Below are 19366 nucleotides of genomic sequence, written 5' to 3' on the forward strand. Positions count from 1 at the left end.
GATGCCGCCGGCCCTGGAGGACTACGTCAAGGGGGTGCGGGAGGGCTCCCGGGCGTGGATCGCGCGGGCGATCACGCTCGTGGAGTCCACCCGCCCCGACCACCGCGAGCTGGCCCAGCGGCTGCTCACGGAGCTGACCCCGTACACCGGCGGCGCCCGCCGCGTGGGCATCACCGGTGTGCCGGGGGTCGGCAAGTCCACGTTCATCGACGCGCTCGGCACCAACCTGACCGCCGCCGGGCACCGGGTCGCCGTGCTGGCGGTGGACCCGTCCTCGACCCGCACCGGCGGCAGCATCCTCGGCGACAAGACCCGGATGGCGCGCCTGTCGGTGGACCCGAACGCGTTCGTGCGGCCCTCGCCGTCGGCCGGGACGCTCGGCGGGGTCGCCAAGGCCACCCGCGAGGCCATGGTGGTGATGGAGGCCGCCGGGTACGACGTGGTGCTGGTCGAGACGGTCGGGGTGGGGCAGTCGGAGACCACCGTCGCGGAGATGGTCGACACGTTCCTGTTCCTGACCCTGGCCCGCACCGGCGACCAGCTCCAGGGCATCAAGAAGGGCGTGCTGGAGCTGGCCGACGTCATCGCCGTCAACAAGGCCGACGGGCCCGACGAGATGGTGGCCAGGAAGGCGGCCCGCGAGCTGTCGGGCGCGCTGCGGATGCTGCGCCCGGCCTCCGGCGGGCGCGGCTCCGAGGTGCCGGTGCTGACCTGCAGCGCCCGCGACAACGTGAACCTGGACGTGGTGTGGCGGCACATCGTCGAGCACCAGGACCGGCTGGCCGCCACCGGGGAGCTGGAGGCCCGGCGGCGGCGGCAGCAGGTCGGCTGGACGTGGGCGATGGTGCACGACCGGCTGCTGTCGGACCTGCACTCCCACCCGGCCGTACGGGAGCTGGCGCCCGTCCTGGAACGCCAGGTCGCCGAGGGCACGGTGACCCCGGCGGTCGCCGCCGCCCGGATCCTGGCCGCGTTCACCGGGTCGGAACCCGCCTGACGCCCTCCCGGGCGGACACGCGGGGCGGCGGATTTCGGGTGGCCGGTAGGTCACGAGTTGATCCGGCGCCCGTCGTGATCGGCCCGCATCCGATAGAAGTGTCGGCATGGACGTGATTGCGCTGGGTGATCCGACGGATGCGCAGATCGGGGAATGGCAGTCGGTGGCGGCCGCCGTGTGGGCCTGCGACCGGCCCGGCGATCCGGTGCCGGACCTCGAGCAGACCCGGGCCCGGCTGCTGGTCCCCCCGCCGGCCTCCCGCAACGTCCTGTGGGCCGCGGTGGACGGCGGCCGCATGTGCGGGACGGCGTACCTGCGGCTGCCCGACGACGCCGGGCGGGCCGCCGAGATCGACGTGCAGGTGCTGCCCGCGCACCGGCGGCGCGGCATCGGCACCCGGCTGCTGGCGGTGGCCGCCGACCGGCTGCGCGCCGCCCGCTGCGGAACGGTCGTCGTCCAGGTCCTGGCCGGAACGCCCGCGGTGCCGTTCCTGGAGGCGCACGGCTTCCACTGCGTGCTGTCGCTGCGGGTGATGCTGCTGCGGCTGGACGAGCTGGACCCGCTGCGGCTGGCGCGGCTGGTCGCCGACGCGCCGCCCGGCTACCGGCTGGCCCGCTGGACCGGGACGGTCAGCGACGAGCTGGCGGGGGAGCTGGCGATGGCCAAGCGCGCCATGGCCGACATCACCGTCGGCGGGTCGTTCCGGTGGGATCCCCGGCGGGTCCGGGAGATGGCCGAGGCGGTGGCGGCGCGCGGCGACCGGCTCTACACGGTCGCCGCCCTGCACGGCCCGGCGGCCGCGCCCCGCATCGCCGGGTTCACCGAGGTGGTGGTGTCCTCGACGGCCCCCGAACGGGCGGCGCAGTACGACACCGCCGTGGTCCCCGAGCACCGGGGCAGGCGGCTGGGCATCTGGCTGAAGGCCGCCATGCTGGAGTGGCTGCGCACCGAACGGCCCGACGTGCGGGAGATCGAGACCGACAACGCCGACGACAACTCCCACATGCTCGCGGTCAACGCCGAGCTCGGCTTCCGGCACCAGCGCGACCATCTGGACTACCAGGCCGACGTCGCCGACCTGCCGACGCTCGTGCGCTGAACGGTTGTCCACATGTGCCGTGCGTTCTTCCGGCGGCGCCCTCCGTGACGGGAGCCTGGGCCTGCGATCGGTTCCACCGCAGGCCCGAGGAGGCTCTTCATGGGCGAGACGCTGTCCCTGACCATTCCCGAGTCCACGACCACCCGTTTCCTGGTCGCCACCGACGACCGCGGCGCCCCCGGCATCCAGCGGCTGCGCGACATGCTGCCCGCCGGGGGATTAGCGCGCACCGCCCGCGACCTGCTGGCCTCCCCGCTGCTGCTGGTCACCGGCTGCTCCGCGGCCGACTCCCCGTGGGCGTCGCGGCTGCGCGTGCTGGGCGGCGGGGAGACCGAGCTGGCCGCCCTGCGCTCGGCCCGCCGCCACCTGGTGGTCACCTCGATCGCCGCCCCGGCCGCCCAGCCCCGCCAGGCCCAGGCGGCCCGGCTGGTGGCCCGCACCCTGGCCGCGGCCACCGGCGGCCAGGTCGCCGACCTGGCCGCCAACCAGGTCCTGGGCGACCCCGCCGAGCCCGAACCCGAGTGCTTCCTGCTCTGCGACGGCTGGCTGGGCGTCTTCGTCGCCCCCGGCGAGGGCCGCACCATGCGCGCCGACACCGCCGGCCTGCACCGCTTCGGCCTGCCCGAACTGGTCGCCTGCCAGATCCCCTACGGCCGGCTGCTCACCGCCGTCACCGTCCTGCGCGGCCTGGCGGCCCGCCTGCTGACCGAGCACCGCACCTGGCTGAGCGGCGACTCCACCGCCACCACCTGGCGTCTTCCCGCCGACCTCTCCCTCGACCCCGGCGACATCCTCCGCTACTGGGGCGCCCACCACCCCGACCTGGGCGGCCCCATCCCGCTCCGCCTCACCATCCATCCCACCGACTGCCTCGACTGCGACACCGGCCTGCGCCTCAGCCCACCGGGCGGCCAACCCGAACCCGACTGGTGGGAACGCACCGCCGCTCCCGCCGTCCCCACCTACCTCCAGGCGGCTCTGAACAACCGTTCGCCCTGATCGGGCGGAGGAGGACCTCCGCGTTCCCGTACACGGCTCTTTGCGGCCGGTGCGGATTTTCCGGCGGAGGGCGGGCCGGGAGAAGCCGTGGGGGCTCGCCGGGGCGTTCCTAAAGGGCTCCGGGCGGGCCGTCCGCACCCGGCGGCGGGCGGAAAATGCGTTGCCCGGAAGGGCGGGTAAAGGCACTCTGATCATGGCCGTCGAACGGCGGAAATGGAGGAATTCGGCAGCGCATTCCCGTGTGGTGCGCCGCGCCGGACGCGCGTCGGCGCGCGGACGGGATCGGCGGCGGCGGGAGGTGCCGAGAGGAGGTGTACCGGTGAACGTGCTCGTCCTGAACGCGTCGTACGAGCCCTTACAGCAAGTGGACCTGCGGCACGCCATCCGCATGCTGGTGCGGGGAGTGGCCGTCGTCGAGGAGGCGGAGGAGGGGCGCAGCATCGGCGCCTTTCCCGTGCCGCGGGTGCTTCGGCTCGTGCGTTACGTCGCCATGCGGTGGCGCCACGGCAGGCGTCCGCCGTGGAGCAGACGCGGCGTTCACCTGCGGGATCGCGGGCTGTGCGGGTACTGCGGCAAGCGCGGGCACACCATCGACCACGTGCTGCCGCGCTCCCGGGGCGGGGCCGACAGCTGGGAGAACACCGTGCTGGCCTGCGGGCGGTGCAACAACCGCAAGGGCGACCGCACCCCCGCCGAGGCCGGGCTGCGGCTGCTGGTGACGCCGCGGGTGCCGCGCTGGGACGAGCTCATCGGTCGCTGACCGCCGAGGCCGGGTCACCGCCGGGGACCCGGCCTCGGAAGGAAAATTACCATTTCCAAGAGTGACAATCGGGTCACCGTGTGTGTTTTGTGATCCAGTCGTGATATGCGTGCAGAACGTGGTAGCGTGCCGCCCAGCTTTTCGGCGACCCCCCAGGAGAGATGAGTGGCGGTTCTCGACCCGGCCGGCGGCAGGCGGACACGGCGATCCGGACGCCGGAGCCCGGCGCTGCGCCGCGCCGCGACGCTCACCCTCGCCGTGGCCATGGCCGCGGCCGTCCCGTTCTCCGGCACGGCCGGTGCGCTGCCCACCGCGCCCACCGATCCCGAGAAGGAGATCGCCAAGCTCAACAAGCGCGCCGCCGAGCTGGCCAAGGAGTACCGGGGCGAGCTGATCGCGCTGAACGACGCCGAGAAGGCCGCCCGGCGCGCCGCCGAGCAGGCCGAGCGTCTGGAACGGGAGCTGGCGGGCACCCGTGAGGTGGTCGGGCGGCTGGCGGCCACCTCGTACATGCAGGGCCGCCTCGAGCCCATCAGCCTGTTCGCCGCCTCCGACCCGGCCACCATGATGCGCGACGCCGCGCTGATCGAGCACGTGCGGATCGACAACGGCCGCAAGGTGCAGAACCTGCAGCGGCTGTCCGAGCAGGCCGACCAGGCGCGCCGGACCGCCGAGGCCAAGGTCGAGGAGGTCCGCGACCAGATCGAGGACCTGGAGAAGCAGCGCGACCGCGTCAAGAAGCTGCTGGCCAAGTACAAGCCCGAGGCCCCCGCCTCCGGCGGCTCGGGCGGCTCGGCCGGCCGTCCCGACGGCGTCACCGGCACCAAGTCCACCATCATCGGCAACTCCATGACCAGCCGGATGCGCTCGGTGCTGCTGGCCATCGACGGCAGGTACGGCCCGTTCCCCGCCATCGGCTGCTACCGCGCCGGCGACCCCCAGGACCACGGCTCCGGCCACGCCTGCGACTTCATGGAGAGCACCGGCGGCAGCATGCCCAGCGCCAGTGCCCGGGCCCACGGCGACGCCGTCGCCCAGTACGCCATCGACAACGCCTCCCGCCTCGGCATCAAGTACGTCATCTGGCGCCAGCGCATCTGGGACGTCCGCAGCGGCGGCGGCTGGCGCGCCATGGAGGACCGCGGCAGCATCACCGCCAACCACTACGACCACATCCACATCTCCGTCCTGTGATCCCTGCCGCACCCCCCGGCGCGTAGGGCGCGTCACCCGAGGCCGTGCGGGGGTCCCGCCGGGGCGGTGAGATCATGGCCGAGCGTGGTTCGGTCCGTGACTCGGGAGGGTGCAGATGGGGGAGTGGACGACGATCCGGCTCGAGGGCGGGGACGACGGGGTCCGGGTGCTCACGCTGGCCGACCCCGAGCGGCGGAACGCCATCGGGACGGTGATGCGGGAGGAACTGATCGCGGCCGTGGGGCGGGTCCGTGAGGATCCGGACGCACGGGTGCTCGTCGTCGCGGCCGAGGGGAGCAGCTTCTGCGCCGGGGCGGACCTGCCCGCCCTGTTCGGGGAGCCGGGACGGGCCGTGGGAGAGATCCGGAAGGGGCTGCGGGCGTACTACGAGAGCTTCCTCGTGCTGCGGGACCTGGAGATCCCGACGATCGCGGCGGTGCAGGGGCCCGCGGTGGGGGCGGGGCTGAACCTCGCGTTGTGCTGCGACATCCGGATCGCGGGACCGGGGGCGCGGTTCGCGGCGACGTTCTCCAGGATCGGACTGCATCCCGGCGGGGGGTGCACGTACTTCCTGACCAGGGAACTCGGGGCACAGCGCGCGCTCGCACTGCTGCTGGAGGGCGGCAGGCTCACGGCCGAGCAGGCGCTGGAACGGGGACTGGTGCTGTCGATCGCCGACGACCCCCTGGCCGCCGCCATGGAACTGGCCCGCGGGTACGCGGGGCTGCGGCCCGGGCTCGCCAGGGACGTCAAGCTGGCGGTCCGGCTGGCCGCCGGGGGAGACCTGGAGTCGGTGATCGAGTACGAGTCGTGGGCGCAGGCCGAGTCCGCGACCCATCCGGAGATCGCCGAGTTCGCCGCCCGCTTCAGCAAGCCCTGAACGGCGGAGCCCCGCACGGACCGGTGATCGCAGCAGGCCCGGCGGGCGCCGTGCCCCCGGCGGACGGCGGATCGTCCGGCGGGGAGCGAAGGAGCGAGGAGCACGGAAGAATATGCAGGGCCCGGAGACGGCGAGGCGCGGATCGCCGTCTCCGGGCCCTGGTGGACAGGGTCGCGGCGGGGGGATTCCGAGACCCTGCGCCGGCCGCGCCGCTCCCGCACGGCCGGGTGATGCGAGGTCGATCGAGGTCGGTCGAGCGGCCTCGATCTTCGAGGTCCGCAGGCCGCCCCCGGACGAACGGCTCAGTCGAACAGGTCGGGCTGCTCGCGGGTGATCTGGTCGTACAGCGGCTGGTAGTTGATCCAGCCGACCAGGTCGTTGCCGATCTGCTGGTGCGTCAGCACCGCGTTCTCGTGCTCGATGGGCACCACCTGCCCGGCCGCCTTGGCCAGCAGCTGGACCTGGCACGAACGCTCCATGGTGATGAACCACCAGGCCGCCGCGTCCACCGAGTCGCCCACCGTGAGCAGGCCGTGGTTGCGCAGGATGACCGCCTTGTGGCCGCCGAGGGCGGCGGCGATCCGCTTGCCCTCCTCCAGGTCGGTCACCACGCCGGTGTAGTCGTCGAACAGGCCGTGGTCCTGGTAGAACGCGCACACGTCCTGGGTGATCGGCTCCAGCTTCTGGCCCAGCGCCGACAGCGCCCGCCCGTAGACCGAGTGGCTGTGCGCGGCGGCCACCACGTCCGGCCGGGCCTGGTGGACCTGGGAGTGGATCGCGAACGCGGCCTCGTTGACCGGGTAGCGGCCCTCCACCACCTTGCCCTGGTGGTTCACCAGGATCAGGTCGCTGACCTTGATGTGCTTGAACGACATCCCGAACGGGTTGACCCAGAAGTGGTCGGTCAGCTCCGGGTCGCGGGCGGTGATGTGCCCGGCCACGCCCTCCTCGAAGCCGAACTTGCCGAACAGCCGCAGCGCCGCGGCCAGCCGCTCCTTGCGGTGCCGCCGCTCGTCCTCGACGTTGTCGAACGTCGGGGGCAGCCGGAAGATGAGGTCCTGGGGCGGCAGCTTCTCGAGGAACTCTTCGTCGGACATTCCGCGGCCCTTCATGACGTTCGTGCTGGTATGCAGACACTGAACCCCAGGGACGGCCGGGCCGCCTAGGGCGGGCCGGTCCAAACGTGACCTGGGTCATTGTCCGCGGAGGACAACCGGCGTGGAGGTGGACGAGGTGGACCCCGAGCAGGCGGCGGGCTTCCTGGTGCTGCTGCAGGAACGGGCGGCCGACCCGGAGCTGCTGGAGGCCACCGTCAGGGCGGCCCGCGACCGGTCGCCGCTGGTCGCCGAGCTGCCCGAGGAGGAGACCAGGCGGCACACCCGGGCGCTGATCGAGGGGGCCATCGAGGCGCTGATGGGCGACGGCGAGCCGGGCGAACGGGCGCTGCGGGCGGCCGAGCGGCTGGGGTCGGACCGGGCCCGGCAGGGGGTGCCGGTGGCGGCGCTGCTGGACGGGTTCCAGGCCGGGCGCTCGCATCTGGTGCGGATCCTCATCGACGACGGGCTGGCCCACGGCGTTCCCGCCGAGCTGCTGCTGGAGAGCGTGACCCGGATCGACGCCATCACGACCGCGCTGGTGCACCGGATGGTCCACGCCCACCGGGTCACCGAGCTGGAACTGGCCCGCACCACCCGGGAGGGCCGGGTGCAGACGCTGCGGCAACTGCTGCACGGCGAGCCGGTGACGCCGCCCGCCCCGCTGGACGGCGCCGTCGCGTACCACTGCATGGTCAGCGACATCAGCGATCCCCGGGTCGCCCAGCGGCTGGAGCCGGTGCTCACCGGGGGAGCCAAGTCGGGGCTGTCGGGGCTGGTGGACGGCACGCTGGCGGCGCTGGTGGCCAGGCTTCCGGCGCCCGGCACGCTGCCGGAAGGGACCCCGCTGCTGGTCGCGTCCCCGGCCGTTCCGCTGTCGGAGGTCGCCGAGCTGTACCGGCTGGCCCGCCGGGCGCTGCGCGGCGCCCTCCCGTACGGGCTGCACGGGCTGCGTCACCTCACCGAGCTGGCGCTGATGACGGCCACCGCCGCCGAACCCGTCCTGGGCCGCCTCCTGGCCGGCGAGCTGCTGGCCCCGCTGTCCCCGGCGGACGCCTTCCACCGCGAGCTGGCCGAGACGGCGCTGGCCTACCTGGACCACGGCGCCCGCATCGAGCCGACCGCCGCCGCCCTCCACGTCCACCCCAACACCGTCAAGTACCGGCTGCGCCGCCTGCACGCCCTGACCGGCCGCCCGCTGGTCTCCGAGGCGGGCGACGCGGTCCCGCACACCGCGCACTGGTGGTGGGCCCTGCACACCTGGCTCCGCACGCCCCCGGCCGTCTCCCGTGACGGAACGCCGCCCGGGCGATGATCGCCGGGTGGCATCCTGGGGCGGTCGGTGGGCGAAAGGGGGGAGCGGGCATGCCGTACGTGCTGCTGGGGCTGGCGATCGTGGCCGAGGTGACGGCGACGCTGTCGCTGCGGGCCTCGGAGGGGTTCACCAAGTGGGGGCCGTCGGCCGTGGTGGTGGCCGGTTACCTGATCTCGTTCGTGCTGCTGGCCAAGGCGCTGACGGCGCTGAACGTGGGCCCGGTGTACGCGATCTGGTCGGCGCTGGGCACGATCGGGGCGTTCGCGGGCGGGGTGCTGCTGTTCCAGGAGCCGGTGCGGCCGGTCACGATCCTGGGCGCGGCGCTCATCGTGGTCGGCGTGGTGGTGATGAACCTGGGCGGCGGCATCAGCCACGGCTGAGGCGGCGGCGCCGGCGGCGGGCGAACTCCTGGCCGAGCGCGAACACCAGCCAGGTGAACGCGGTGGCGTCGTCGATCACCCCGACCGGCAGCAGCACGTCCGGGACGATGTCCAGCGGGGAGATGATGTAGACGGCGGCGGCGATCATCGCGACGATCCTGCCGGTGCTCGTCCGGTCCCCGTCGAGGGCGGACGCACGGCGCCGCACGGCCAGACCGGCCGCCAGCAGCACCACGCCCACGGCCATCAGCGCGTAACCGGGCACCACCACGTCGCCGCGTACGACGAAGGCCAGGACCGCCCCGACGAGGAGCACGGCCAGGCCGGACCATCCCAGCGTGAACGGGCGGCGCCGAGTCACCGCGACGTCAGGAGTTGGCTGCATCGACCTCTCCCGGGGCATAGGGGTCACGGACAATATGTCCGCACAGCGCCGCTTGATGCCTGCCAGAACGGCCTGAAGGAACGGGCGGGGGTCTGGGGCCGGAGCCCCCAGAAACTTCCACGGCGACTTGGGACCCCGCGCACCGCAGCCGATCCGCCCGCAGCGAGCCTCCAGGCGAGCGAGGACGGATCGGCGAGGATGCGGCGGCCCGGGGGTCCGGGGGTCGCTCCCCAGACGACAACGCGTCAGCGATGTTCCAGCGCCATCCGGATCCCGATGCCCAGCAGCATCGTTCCGGCGACGCCGTCCAGGACCCGGCGGGTGCGCGCCCCGCGCAGCAGCCGGGAGATCGGCCCCAGCGCCAGCGTGAACAGCCGCCACCACGCCACCGCGACGGCCAGGAACACCAGCGCCAGCACCGCGGTCGTCCGCAGCCGGGGCTCGCCCGCCCCCACGAACTGCGGCAGCAGCGTCAGGAACAGCAACGCGATCTTCGGATTGAGCAGGTTGGTCAGCAGCCCCTGCCGGAACGCCGCGCCCGCCCCCGGGCCGCCCCCCGCCGGGACGGCCGGCTCGGGGCCCTGCGGGTCACCGCCGCCGCGCAGCGCCCCCGCCAGCATCCGCACCCCCAGGTACGCCAGGTAGACCGCGCCCGCCGTCTTCACCACCGTGTACGCGGTGGCGGAGGCGGCGAGCACGGCCGACAGTCCCAGCACGGCGGCCGCGGCGTGGCAGGAGATGCCCAGGCAGCAGCCGAGCCCGGTGAACCAGGCGGTCCGGGAGCCGCCGCGCAGGCCGTTGCGCAGCACCAGCAGCATGTCCGGCCCCGGCGTGATCGTCAGCACCGCGACCACGCCGAGGAACGGGATCAACAGGTCGGGCACGGCCCCTCATCGTAGGGCCGCCCGGAACCGGCTCAGCCCTTCGGGCGGTGCAGCACCTGGATCTCGGTGAAGCCGTACAGGCCCCAGGGTCCGTTCTCCACGCCCAGGCCGCTCCACTTGAACCCGCCGAACGGCTGGTGCGGGGCCAGCGCCACGTGGGTGTTGACCCAGGCGGTGCCGCACTCCAGCCGGCCGGCGACCTCGGCGGCGCGGTCCACGTCGGTGCCCCACACCGACCCCGACAGCCCGAAGTTGGTGCCGTTGGCGCGGGCGATCGCGTCGTCCAGCGAGGAGTACTTGATCACCGGCAGGGCGGGGCCGAACTGCTCCTCGTCCACGATCCGGGTGCCGTCGGAGACGTCGGCCAGGATCGTCGGCTGGAAGAAGTACCCGGGCCCGTCGACGGGCGCGCCGCCCGCCGCCGGGCGCGCACCGGCCGACACGGCGTCGGCGACCAGTTCGGCCACCCGCTCGAACTGCGGCCTGTTCTGCACCGGGCCGTACTGGACGCCCTCCTCCATGCCGTTGCCGACCTTGACCGACCGGGCCTTGGCCGCCAGCGCCTCCACCACGTCGTCGTACAGCCGCTCCGGCACGTACACGCGCTTGACCGCCGAGCAGGTCTGCCCGTTGTTGTAGAACGCGCCGTCGAACAGCCTGTCGGCCACCACGGCGGGGTCGGCGTCGTCCAGCACGATCGCCGGGTCGTTGCCGCCCAGCTCCAGGGTGACCCGCTTGAGGTCGGGGGCCGCGGCGGCGGCGACCTTCTTGCCGGTCGCCACACTGCCGGTGAAGCTGATCTTGCGGGGCACCGGGTGCTCGGTCATCCAGGCGCCCAGCGGGTCGGCGCCGCTGATCACGTTGAACACCCCGGGCGGCAGCACCCCGCGCAGCACCTCGCCCATCTTCAGGGTGGCCAGCGGGGTGTACGGGGACGGCTTGAGCACCACCGTGTTGCCGGCCAGCAGCGCCGGGCCGAGCTTCCAGCACGACAGCAGGACCGGGAAGTTCCACGGGGTGATCGCCGCGACCACGCCCATCGGCCGCCGCACCACCTCGACGAACGCGTGCGCGTCGTCCTGGATCACCTCGCGCGGGATCTCCAGGCCGGCGAAGTACTTCAGCCAGACCCCGGCCCCGATGATCTCCATCTTGGCGTCCGCCAGCGGCTTGCCCTGCTCGGCGGTCAGCACCGGGCCCAGCTCGTCGGCGGCGGCGAACATCGCGTTGGCGGCGGCCAGCAGCGCGTCCCGGCGGACCTTCTCGTCCTTCCGCCACTCGGTGAACGCGCCGGCGGCGGCGTTCATCGCCTCGTCGAGCTGTTCCCGCGAGCAGTCCGGCGCCTGGGCGTGCTCCCGGCCCGTGGCGGGGTTGATCACCCCGAAGGTCCCGGGGGCGGTCACGCCCTCCCCGGCGATGGTCATCGTGAAGTCGCTCACCGTGTGCTTCCTCCTCGCAGGCAGCCGAACGACGTTCAGTATTGCGTGCCGGGGGAGCGCGCTCCAGCCCCGGGCGCCGGGCGGGGCGCATGCGGGGCCGCCGCCCATCCGGGCCCGCCGCCGGCTGTGCACACGGGCGCACGGCACGGCCGCCCGCCGCGGGCGTGTGGGTACGGCGGGCGGCCGTGGGCCGGGAGGATCACAGGCTGAGCATGTGATCGACCAGATCTCGGTAGCGGCGCAGGTCCTGGCGGAGCCGTTCGGTGTCGGCGGCGTCGCCCCGGCCGGAGTCCAGGGCGCGCTTGCGCTCGCGCAGCACCTCACCGAGGGCGTCGAGGGTCTCGGCGGCCAGCTCGTCGGCCCGCCGCACCGACTCGCGGGGGTCGTCGACGAACGAGGCCTGGATGTCGTGCCACCGTTCCCGGATCCGCGCCGCGGTGTCCGGGCCCAGCAGCCGGTCGGACTGCTCCGGAGCGGGCCGTGCGTGCCGGTGCGCGCCCGCCTCCGGGGCGGGGGCCGGGACCGGGACCGGACTCGCCGGACCGGCCGGCTCAGCCGGCTTGGCCGGGCCGGCGACCCGGACGTCCTCGGACGTCACCTCGCGGGCGCCGGGGGCCTTGGCGCGCTCGCCGTCGGCCTTCGGGGCGGACGCGCCGTCGGGACGGGGGTCGGTGTCGGTCGCGGCGGAGTCGTCCCGCCGCCACGGGGGGTTCGGCATGGTGTCAGCTCCTCGGCTCCTCGGAACCGTCGCGGCGGGCCTCCCGGGGCACCGTCACCTTGTCGGCCTGGCCGGTCCCGCCGGCCTTGTCGGTCCTGTCGGCGCCGTCGCCGGGGCCGGTGCGGCCCTCCTCCTCGGGCACCGCCAGCAGTTCCTCGAACAGCGCCCGGTAGTGCACCATCGCCTGGCGCAGCTCCTCGGTGGACGCCGTCCCGTCGGCGGCGCGCCGGCTGATCTCCCGGCCGCGCCGGTACTGGTCCAGGGTGCGGCCGTGCTCGACCGACAGGTGCGCGATCCGCTCCTCGAAGTCCTCGGTGGGGTAGCCGCGTTCGGCCATCACCGTCGTCACCAGGCGGTCGGCGTGCTCGACGGCCTCCTCGGGGGTGTCCACGAAGCGTTCCTGGACGTGGGTCCACTGCTCGCGGTAGCGCTCCCGCTGCACGGGATCCAGCGGGCGCAGGTCGAGCTGCCGGTGCCGCTGGCGCCGGGCCAGCAGCTCCCGCTCGGCGGCGCCGCGGCTGCCGTGCCGCTCCAGCGCGCGGTCGTACTCGGGGCCGAACTGCCGGCGCAGCCGCTGGGTGCGCAGCCGGGACCACAGCAGGAACCCGGCCGCCGCAAGGACCGCCACGACCACGACGGCGATGACGACCATCAGGGCGGTCGACATGATCTCCTCCATTGTCGATGTGACCATCCCGGCGATGCCCGCAGCCGGAGGTTCGAAACGGACGACCCGTGTACGGTGTCCGAAATGGGGGAAACGGTCGTCCCCTCGTCGCGGTCCGGCCGCTCCCGGCGCGGTCGCGCGCCCAGGGTCACGATCCGGCACACATCACGGGCGGTCTCTGGAGACCGGCCGGGGTGACCTGTTATGTAACGCCAGGGGCGGGTGCGCCGGAAGCGCCCCGCCGGGCCGGAACGGGACGGAGATGCGCGGATGCGCCATACGTTCGGGTTTGTCCTCGGGGTGCTGCTGACCCCCGCGCTGATCTACGGCGCGGCCTGGTCGTACGCCCGGGCCGCCGGATCCTTCGACCCGGTCGCCCGGGAGATCACCGACGCCACCCACCTGTACGGGGCCATGGCGCTGATGGCGGCGGTCGGGCTGGTGGTCGGGGTGCTGGTGGTCGCCCGGTGGGCCTCGCCGCTGCTGTCGCTGATCCCGGCGCTGACACTGCTGGGCTGGTCGGCGTTCTTCCTGGTGGACCCCGGCCGGGCGCTGGAGCTGCCGGGCGAGCTGCCGTCGCGGGGGCTGCTGGACGACACCGCCGACGCGGGCCTGCGGATGCTGCTCGGCTCCGGCGCGTTCGCGCTGCTGGGGTTCGTGCTGCTGGTCCCGGCCGGCACGCCGCGCCGCTGGTCGGGGCGCCACGACGACTTCGACGACGAGGAGTACGACGGCGAACCGGCGGGCCGCCGCCAGCCCGAGTACTTCTGACCCGGCTCCTGCGGAGGGCGGTCCTCACTCCGGCCCGGGAGATCCGCCCCTGCGGTACAGCCGGGTGACGACCTCCTCGATGTCCGGCTCGCGCAGCGCGATGTCGGCGATCTCGTACCGGCGGGCGAGCGCGGCCACCACGGCGGCGGCGTTCATCCCGCGCGGCACCCGCAGCCACTGCCGGGGGCCGTCGACCCGCTCCACCCCGACCCCGTCGAGCTGCACCGGCGGCGCGGGCCTGACCAGGTCCACCACCAGCATCCGGTCGGCCGCCACCGAGGCCCGCAGCCGGTCCAGGTCCCCGTCGTAGGCCAGCCGCCCGCGGTCGATGATCATCACCCGGCGGCAGAGCCGTTCGATGTCGCCCAGGTCGTGGGTGGTGAGCAGGATCGTGGTGCCGCGCTCGGCGTTGAGCCGTTCCAGGAACCCGCGGACGGTCGCCTTGCTCACCACGTCCAGGCCGATCGTCGGCTCGTCCAGCACCAGCAGCGGCGGGTCGTGCAGCAGCGCCGCCGCCAGGTCGCCGCGCATCCGCTGCCCCAGGCTGAGCTGCCGCACCGGGGTGGCCAGGAACGGGCCCAGATCCAGCAGCCCGGTCAGCTCCTCCAGCCGCCGCCGGTGCTCGCCGGCGTCCACCCGGTACAGATGGCGGATCAGCGTCAGGCTGTCGCGCAGCGGCAGGTCCCACCACAGGGTGGTGCGCTGCCCGAACACCACCCCGATCCGGCGGGCCAGCGCGGTGCGCCGCCGCGACGGGTCCAGCCCCGCGACCCGCACGCTGCCGGAGGTGGGGGTCAGGATGCCGGTCAGCATCTTGATCGTGGTGGACTTGCCCGCCCCGTTCGACCCCAGGTAGCCGACGAACTCCCCCTCCCGCACGGTGAACGAGACGCCGTCGACCGCGCGCACCGCGGTGCGGGTGCGCCGCAGCAGGCCCGACCGGACGGTGAACGTCTTGCGGATGTCGCGGACCTCGATCATGCCCTCAGCTCCCGGTCGATCGGTAGTGGCGCAGCCCCGACCGCCAGGCCAGCGCCGCCGCCGCCGACAGCAGCACGGCGACCGCCGGGGAGGCCAGCCGCAGGGCCTCGGGCAGGCCCAGCGGGTCGGGACGGCCGAGCACGTACAGCCCGGGCTGCCAGTTGACGAAGGCCAGCGGGACCACGAACGTCATCCCGCGCACGAACTCCCGCGCGTACAGCGTCATCGGGTACTGGGTCAGGAACGCCCCGCCGTAGGTGACCGACTTGGTGGCCGGATGCACCTCGATCACCACGAACTGCACCGAGGCGGTGAGCACCCAGATCGCCGCGAAGATCACCACCCCGGACGCCAGCATCACCGGCACCATCGCGATCCGGCCCGGCGTCCAGTCCACCGGCAGCCGGGGCAGCACCACCGCCAGCACCACCGCGGGCGGCAGCAGCTTGGACATCCGGCGCGGGGAGAAGTCCTCGGTGGCGATCTGCACCAGCGGGCCGACCGGCCGGACCAGCATGGTGTCCAGCGTGCCCTGCCGGACGTGCTCGCCGAGCCGTTCGGTGGTGCCCAGCAGTGTGTCGGCGATCACGAACGACATCGCCGACGTGCCGTACAGGAACAGCACCTCCTCGGCGGTGAACCCGGCGATCCGGGGGGTGTGCGCGAACAGCAGCAGGATCCCGGCCAGGTCCAGCGCCGCCACCGTGGCCGTGGCCAGCCCCAGCAGCAGCATCGACACCGGGTACTGCGCGGCGGCCCGCATCCACGTCCAGGCCAGCAGGGCGTACAGCCGCAGCGCGTCAGCCACCGTGGATCACCAGCCTGTGCCGCGCGGCCAGCGTCAGCGCCCGCCCCGCCGCCAGCAGCACGACAGCCCAGAACGCCTGGAAGGCGTACGCCGACAGCAGCCCGGTCCCGGAGTGCTCGCCCAGGAACACGTCGGCCGGCACCTGGATCAGCGCCGCCCACGGCAGCGCCCGGGCAACCGTGCCCAGCGCCCCCGGGAACACCACCAGCGGCAGGATCATCCCGGAGAAGAACATCGACATGATCAGCGCGACGGCCTGCATGCCCCGGTCGTCGTGCAGCCAGAAGGTGACCAGCGCCACCAGGTAACGCAGCGCGAACCCGGTCACCACCGCCAGCAGCACCGCCACCGCGAACGCCGCCCACCCGGCCGGGCCGGGCAGCGCCAGGTCGAAGACGGCCGCCCCGGCGGCCATCGGCGGCACCCCGCGCAGCAGCAGCGCCCCGGCCGCCCGGCCCAGGTCGTCGGCCAGCCACCAGCCCTGCAGGTCCACCGGGCGGTACAGGTCGATGGCCACGTCACCGGAGCGGATCCGCCGGGTCAGCTCCAGCCCGCCGAAGACCTGCACCGGCCCGATCATCGCCTGGGTGATGAAGCAGAACGCGACCGCGTCGGCGGCGGTGTAGCCGCCCAGGGCGGGCCGGGCGTCCCACAGCGCCAGCACGATCCACGCCCGCACGAAGCCGAACACCGTGTTGGTGACCGCCTCGGCGAGCGCCCCCAGCGGATAGGCGGCATGGCGGCGGAACGAGTAGGCCGCCACCCAGGGATAGACGCTCACTCCCGGTGACGCTACGCGTCCCCGCGGGGCCGTTCCATGCCATATGACACGGTCCCGGAACATGACGGACCCCCTCCGGGCGGAGGAGCGCCCGGAGGGGGTCCGTCACCTGACCTGGTTCAGGCGGTTCCCGAAACGAGTGAGCCTTACTTGTTGTCGAAGAACTGCTCGTCCTCGGTGGAGCCCTTGAGCGCCGTGGTGGACGAGTTCGGCGAGATCGCCGTGCTGACCAGGTCGAAGTAACCGGTGCCGACCTCGCGCTGGTGGCGGGTGGCGGTGTAGCCGCGGTCCTCGGAGCCGAACTCGCGCTCCTGCAGGTCCACGTACGCGGTCATGCCCTCGCGGGCGTAGCCGTACGCCAGGTCGAACATCGAGTAGTTCAGGGCGTGGAAGCCGGCCAGGGTGATGAACTGGAACTTGAAGCCCATGTGGCCCAGCTCGCGCTGGAACTTGGCGATGGTCGCGTCGTCCAGGTGCTTCTTCCAGTTGAACGACGGCGAGCAGTTGTAGGCGAGCATCTGGTCGGGGTACTCGGCCTTGACCGCCTCGGCGAACTTGCGGGCCAGCTCCAGGTCCGGGGTGCCGGTCTCCATCCAGATCAGGTCGGAGTACGGCGCGTAGGCCAGCGCCCGGGCGATGCAGGGCTCCAGGCCGTTGCGGACCCGGTAGAAGCCCTCGGGGGTGCGCTCGCCGGTCAGGAACGGCCGGTCGCGCTCGTCCACGTCCGTGGTGATCAGGGTCGCGGCCTCGGCGTCGGTCCGCGCGATGATCAGGGACGGGACCCCGGCGACGTCGGCGGCGAGCCGGGCGGCGTTGAGGGTCTTGATGTGCTGGCCGGTGGGGATGAGCACCTTGCCGCCCAGGTGGCCGCACTTCTTCTCGGAGGCCAGCTGGTCCTCCCAGTGCACGCCCGCGGCGCCGGCCGCGATCATCGCCTTCATCAGCTCGAAGGCGTTCAGCACGCCGCCGAAGCCGGCCTCGGCGTCGGCCACGATCGGGGCCAGCCAGTGGGTGTCGCCCTTGCCCTCCGACCACTGGATCTGGTCGGCGCGCAGCAGCGCGTTGTTGATCCGGCGGACCACGGTCGGCACCGAGTTGGCCGGGTAGATGCTCTGGTCCGGGTAGGTCTGCAGCGCCAGGTTGGCGTCGCCGGCGACCTGCCAGCCGGACAGGTAGATGGCCTTCAGGCCGGCCTTGACCTGCTGGACCGCCTGGTTGCCGGTGAGCGCGCCGAGGGCGTGGACGTAGTCCTCCTCGTGCAGCAGCTTCCACAGGCGCTCGGCGCCGAGGCGGGCCAGGGTGTGCTCCTCCTGGACCGAGCCCCGCAGCCGCACGACGTCCTCGGCCGTGTAGGTGCGCTCGATGCCCTTCCAGCGAGGGTCGGTGTCCCACTGGCGCTGCAGCTCTTCGGCGGCGCCCTTGAGGCGACTGTCAGTCATGTCGGTGCCCTTCTGGTGTCGTCCCCTGGGTGCTTGCGTCGAGTCTGCCCGGGTTGGAACGGTTGGAACTACTCAGAGGTAACAGAAGATTCGCGAAATTTTCTGTATCATCAAGCCGTGACGACCTTGCGATCAGAAGAACCGCTGAACTTGTCGAGTGACGTAGATCTCGTCACGTTCGGACAACGGCTCCGTCATCTGCGCCGGGCGCGTGGCATGACGCTGTCGGACCTCGGCGCCAAGGTCGGCCGGGCGCCCTCCCAGCTGTCCCTGCTGGAGAACGGCCGGCGCGAGCCCAAGCTGTCGCTGCTGCAGGCGCTGGCCGCCGCCCTGGAGGTGCCGGTCGAGGAGCTGCTGCGCCGCCAGCCGCCCAGCCGGCGCGCCCAGCTGGAGATCGCGTTGGAGGAGGCCCAGCGCGACCCGCTGTACCAGTCGCTCGGCCTGCCGTACCTCAAGGTCGGCAAGCGGATGCCCAACGACGTCATCGAGCACATCCTCGCCCTGTACGAGGAGCTCAAACGCAGCCGCACCAAGCCGACCGCCAGCCCCGAGGAGGCCCGCAAGGCCAACGCCGAGCTGCGCCGCCAGATGCACGAGCGGGGCAACTACTTCGGCGAGATCGAGCAGGTCGCCGCGCGCACCCTGGCCGCGGTCGGCTACCGGGGCGGCGCGGTCTCCCAGGGCATGCTGATGTCGCTGGTGCAGCACTTCGGCTTCGACCTGCGGTACGTGCAGGACCTGCCGCGTTCGGTGCGCTCCATCACCGACTTCCGCAACCGGCGGATCTACCTGGAGCGCGAGCAGCTGGGGATGCACACCCCGCGCACCATCCTGATGCAGACCCTCGGGCACATCGCGCTCGACCACGACGTGCCCCGCGACTTCGCCGACTTCCTGCGCCAGCGGGTGGAGGCCAACTACTTCGGCGCGGCGATGCTGATGCCCGAGTCGGCGGTGGTGCCCTACCTGCAGGAGGCCAAGGCCGCCCGCGAGCTGTCGGTGGAGGACCTGGCCGACGTGTTCTCGGTGTCGTACGAGATGGCCGCGCACCGGTTCACCAACATGGCCACCCACCATCTGGACCTGCAGCTGCACTTCACCAAGAACGACGAGAGCGGCACGATCTACAAGGCCTACGCCAACGACGGGCTGATCTTCCCGCAGGACTCCGACGGGGCCATCGAGGGGCAGCGGATGTGCCGGCAGTGGGCCGGGCGCAGGGTCTTCGCCGCCCCGGACCGGTTCTCGGTCTACTACCAGTACACCGACACCCCCAACGGCACGTACTGGTGCCTGTCGCACATCGACCCCAGCCACGAGCGGGACTTCGCGATCACCCTCGGGGTGCGCTTCGAGGACTCCCGCTGGTTCCGCGGCCGGGAGACCACCAACCGGGTCAAGTCCGCCTGCCCGGACGGCGACTGCTGCCAGCGCCCGCCGGCCGAGCTGGCGCAGCGCTGGGAGGGCATGGCCTGGCCGTCGGCGCGCGCCCACTCGCACGTGCTGTCGGTCCTGCCGCCGGGCGCGTTCCCCGGCGTGGACGAGGCCGACGTCTACGCCTTCCTGGACCGCCACGCCCAGGAGTGAGCGATTCCCGGCATCGCCGGTGTGATGCCCTGACCGCACGGCGGGCGACCGGGACGGCGCCCGCCGCGATTCGTTCGGTGACCGCTGTGTTGTGCGGTTGTTAACTCTTCGGGTCGAATGAGTTGGATCGTTCCTCCTGGTACAGGATCCCTACCGATGTGGGTTTCCCTTAGTGAGGTCGTCCACTT

At 73.0% G+C, this 19366-nt stretch carries 20 protein-coding genes; 10 read left to right on the forward strand and 10 right to left on the reverse strand.

Annotated elements, in window-relative coordinates:
* Position 1: 1 nt before the first annotated feature.
* The 6 genes from meaB (at position 2) to HNR21_RS21745 (ending at position 5929) form a co-directional block, all read left to right on the forward strand.
* Complete coding sequence (gene meaB / locus HNR21_RS21720) at positions 2 to 997, forward strand: methylmalonyl Co-A mutase-associated GTPase MeaB (protein WP_182706656.1); 996 nt, start codon at positions 2 to 4, stop codon at positions 995 to 997.
* Positions 998 to 1103: 106 nt separating this feature from the next.
* On the forward strand, positions 1104 to 2096 hold the full coding sequence (locus tag HNR21_RS21725) for a GNAT family N-acetyltransferase (protein WP_182706657.1): 993 nt from the start codon (positions 1104 to 1106) through the stop codon (positions 2094 to 2096).
* Positions 2097 to 2195: 99 nt separating this feature from the next.
* Positions 2196 to 3095, forward strand: a complete 900-nt coding sequence (locus HNR21_RS21730) for a hypothetical protein (RefSeq protein ID WP_182706658.1) — start codon at positions 2196 to 2198, stop codon at positions 3093 to 3095.
* A gap of 319 nt (positions 3096 to 3414) precedes the next feature.
* Positions 3415 to 3855 carry an HNH endonuclease gene (locus HNR21_RS21735; RefSeq protein ID WP_182706659.1) on the forward strand — a complete coding sequence of 147 codons (441 nt, stop codon included), beginning with the start codon at positions 3415 to 3417 and terminating at the stop codon, positions 3853 to 3855.
* A gap of 165 nt (positions 3856 to 4020) precedes the next feature.
* Positions 4021 to 5049: a VldE C-terminal domain-containing protein gene (locus HNR21_RS21740; RefSeq protein ID WP_312881144.1), complete on the forward strand. Its 1029-nt coding sequence runs from the start codon at positions 4021 to 4023 to the stop codon at positions 5047 to 5049.
* Positions 5050 to 5164: 115 nt separating this feature from the next.
* On the forward strand, positions 5165 to 5929 hold the full coding sequence (locus HNR21_RS21745) for an enoyl-CoA hydratase (protein ID WP_119730291.1): 765 nt from the start codon (positions 5165 to 5167) through the stop codon (positions 5927 to 5929).
* Between the two features lie 302 nt (positions 5930 to 6231).
* On the opposite strand, the gene HNR21_RS21750 is transcribed toward HNR21_RS21745, so the two are convergent.
* The gene (locus tag HNR21_RS21750) at positions 6232 to 7026 is read right to left on the reverse strand and encodes a class II aldolase/adducin family protein (RefSeq protein WP_119730292.1); all 795 of its coding nucleotides are present in this window, start codon (positions 7024 to 7026) and stop codon (positions 6232 to 6234) included.
* A gap of 121 nt (positions 7027 to 7147) precedes the next feature.
* On the opposite strand from HNR21_RS21750, the gene HNR21_RS21755 reads away from it, so the two are divergent.
* The gene (locus HNR21_RS21755; RefSeq protein ID WP_312881146.1) at positions 7148 to 8338 is read left to right on the forward strand and encodes a PucR family transcriptional regulator; all 1191 of its coding nucleotides are present in this window, start codon (positions 7148 to 7150) and stop codon (positions 8336 to 8338) included.
* 50 nt (positions 8339 to 8388) lie between these two features.
* Complete coding sequence (locus tag HNR21_RS21760; protein ID WP_119730293.1) at positions 8389 to 8718, forward strand: DMT family transporter; 330 nt, start codon at positions 8389 to 8391, stop codon at positions 8716 to 8718.
* Here the strand turns inward: HNR21_RS21760 and HNR21_RS21765 are convergent.
* The 5 genes from HNR21_RS21765 to HNR21_RS21785 form a co-directional block, all read right to left on the reverse strand.
* Complete coding sequence (locus HNR21_RS21765; protein WP_233358683.1) at positions 8705 to 9103, reverse strand: YkvA family protein; 399 nt, start codon at positions 9101 to 9103, stop codon at positions 8705 to 8707. The two genes, HNR21_RS21760 and HNR21_RS21765, sit on opposite strands and share 14 nt — an antisense overlap.
* 245 nt (positions 9104 to 9348) lie before the next feature.
* Positions 9349 to 9987: a LysE family translocator gene (locus HNR21_RS21770; RefSeq protein ID WP_182706660.1), complete on the reverse strand. Its 639-nt coding sequence runs from the start codon at positions 9985 to 9987 to the stop codon at positions 9349 to 9351.
* Positions 9988 to 10019: 32 nt separating this feature from the next.
* On the reverse strand, positions 10020 to 11426 hold the full coding sequence (locus tag HNR21_RS21775) for an aldehyde dehydrogenase family protein (RefSeq protein WP_119730295.1): 1407 nt from the start codon (positions 11424 to 11426) through the stop codon (positions 10020 to 10022).
* A gap of 199 nt (positions 11427 to 11625) precedes the next feature.
* Positions 11626 to 12144, reverse strand: coding sequence for a hypothetical protein (locus HNR21_RS21780; RefSeq protein WP_182706661.1), 519 nt, complete (start codon positions 12142 to 12144; stop codon positions 11626 to 11628).
* Between the two features lie 4 nt (positions 12145 to 12148).
* Positions 12149 to 12811 (reverse strand): hypothetical protein, encoded by a 663-nt coding sequence (locus tag HNR21_RS21785; RefSeq protein WP_220500247.1) that lies wholly within the window; start codon positions 12809 to 12811, stop codon positions 12149 to 12151.
* Between the two features lie 270 nt (positions 12812 to 13081).
* Between HNR21_RS21785 and HNR21_RS21790 the strand changes: the two genes are divergently transcribed.
* Positions 13082 to 13582, forward strand: coding sequence for a hypothetical protein (locus HNR21_RS21790; RefSeq protein ID WP_182706662.1), 501 nt, complete (start codon positions 13082 to 13084; stop codon positions 13580 to 13582).
* A gap of 24 nt (positions 13583 to 13606) precedes the next feature.
* On the opposite strand, the gene HNR21_RS21795 is transcribed toward HNR21_RS21790, so the two are convergent.
* From HNR21_RS21795 to aceA, 4 genes are all read right to left on the reverse strand, one after another.
* A complete protein-coding gene (locus HNR21_RS21795; protein ID WP_182706663.1) occupies positions 13607 to 14563 on the reverse strand; it encodes an ABC transporter ATP-binding protein in 957 nt (318 codons plus the stop codon).
* Between the two features lie 4 nt (positions 14564 to 14567).
* A complete protein-coding gene (locus HNR21_RS21800; protein WP_312881147.1) occupies positions 14568 to 15371 on the reverse strand; it encodes an ABC transporter permease in 804 nt (267 codons plus the stop codon).
* Positions 15364 to 16152, reverse strand: a complete 789-nt coding sequence (locus tag HNR21_RS21805; RefSeq protein ID WP_182706664.1) for an ABC transporter permease — start codon at positions 16150 to 16152, stop codon at positions 15364 to 15366. Before HNR21_RS21805 ends, HNR21_RS21800 begins: the two co-directional genes overlap by 8 nt.
* A 146-nt stretch (positions 16153 to 16298) precedes the next feature.
* The gene (gene aceA, locus HNR21_RS21810; RefSeq protein ID WP_119730299.1) at positions 16299 to 17591 is read right to left on the reverse strand and encodes an isocitrate lyase; all 1293 of its coding nucleotides are present in this window, start codon (positions 17589 to 17591) and stop codon (positions 16299 to 16301) included.
* Positions 17592 to 17741: 150 nt separating this feature from the next.
* Between aceA and HNR21_RS21815 the strand changes: the two genes are divergently transcribed.
* The gene (locus HNR21_RS21815) at positions 17742 to 19178 is read left to right on the forward strand and encodes an XRE family transcriptional regulator (RefSeq protein WP_119730300.1); all 1437 of its coding nucleotides are present in this window, start codon (positions 17742 to 17744) and stop codon (positions 19176 to 19178) included.
* The last annotated feature ends 188 nt before the right edge of the window (positions 19179 to 19366 follow it).

Source organism: Thermomonospora cellulosilytica, assembly GCF_014138835.1.
Taxonomy (GTDB): domain Bacteria; phylum Actinomycetota; class Actinomycetes; order Streptosporangiales; family Streptosporangiaceae; genus Thermomonospora; species Thermomonospora amylolytica.

What these genes read in the sequence shown, in the direction of transcription:
- meaB (WP_182706656.1), top strand. Translation starts at nt 2, where the DNA reads ATGCCGCCGGCCCTGGAGGACTACGTCAAGGGGGTGCGGGAGGGCTCC.
- HNR21_RS21725 (WP_182706657.1), top strand. Translation starts at nt 1,104, where the DNA reads ATGGACGTGATTGCGCTGGGTGATCCGACGGATGCGCAGATCGGGGAA.
- HNR21_RS21730 (WP_182706658.1), top strand. Translation starts at nt 2,196, where the DNA reads ATGGGCGAGACGCTGTCCCTGACCATTCCCGAGTCCACGACCACCCGT.
- HNR21_RS21745 (WP_119730291.1), top strand. Translation starts at nt 5,165, where the DNA reads ATGGGGGAGTGGACGACGATCCGGCTCGAGGGCGGGGACGACGGGGTC.
- HNR21_RS21750 (WP_119730292.1), bottom strand. Translation starts at nt 7,026, where the DNA reads ATGTCCGACGAAGAGTTCCTCGAGAAGCTGCCGCCCCAGGACCTCATC.
- HNR21_RS21760 (WP_119730293.1), top strand. Translation starts at nt 8,389, where the DNA reads ATGCCGTACGTGCTGCTGGGGCTGGCGATCGTGGCCGAGGTGACGGCG.
- HNR21_RS21765 (WP_233358683.1), bottom strand. Translation starts at nt 9,103, where the DNA reads ATGCAGCCAACTCCTGACGTCGCGGTGACTCGGCGCCGCCCGTTCACG.
- HNR21_RS21780 (WP_182706661.1), bottom strand. Translation starts at nt 12,144, where the DNA reads ATGCCGAACCCCCCGTGGCGGCGGGACGACTCCGCCGCGACCGACACC.
- HNR21_RS21785 (WP_220500247.1), bottom strand. Translation starts at nt 12,811, where the DNA reads ATGTCGACCGCCCTGATGGTCGTCATCGCCGTCGTGGTCGTGGCGGTC.
- HNR21_RS21790 (WP_182706662.1), top strand. Translation starts at nt 13,082, where the DNA reads ATGCGCCATACGTTCGGGTTTGTCCTCGGGGTGCTGCTGACCCCCGCG.
- HNR21_RS21795 (WP_182706663.1), bottom strand. Translation starts at nt 14,563, where the DNA reads ATGATCGAGGTCCGCGACATCCGCAAGACGTTCACCGTCCGGTCGGGC.
- aceA (WP_119730299.1), bottom strand. Translation starts at nt 17,591, where the DNA reads ATGACTGACAGTCGCCTCAAGGGCGCCGCCGAAGAGCTGCAGCGCCAG.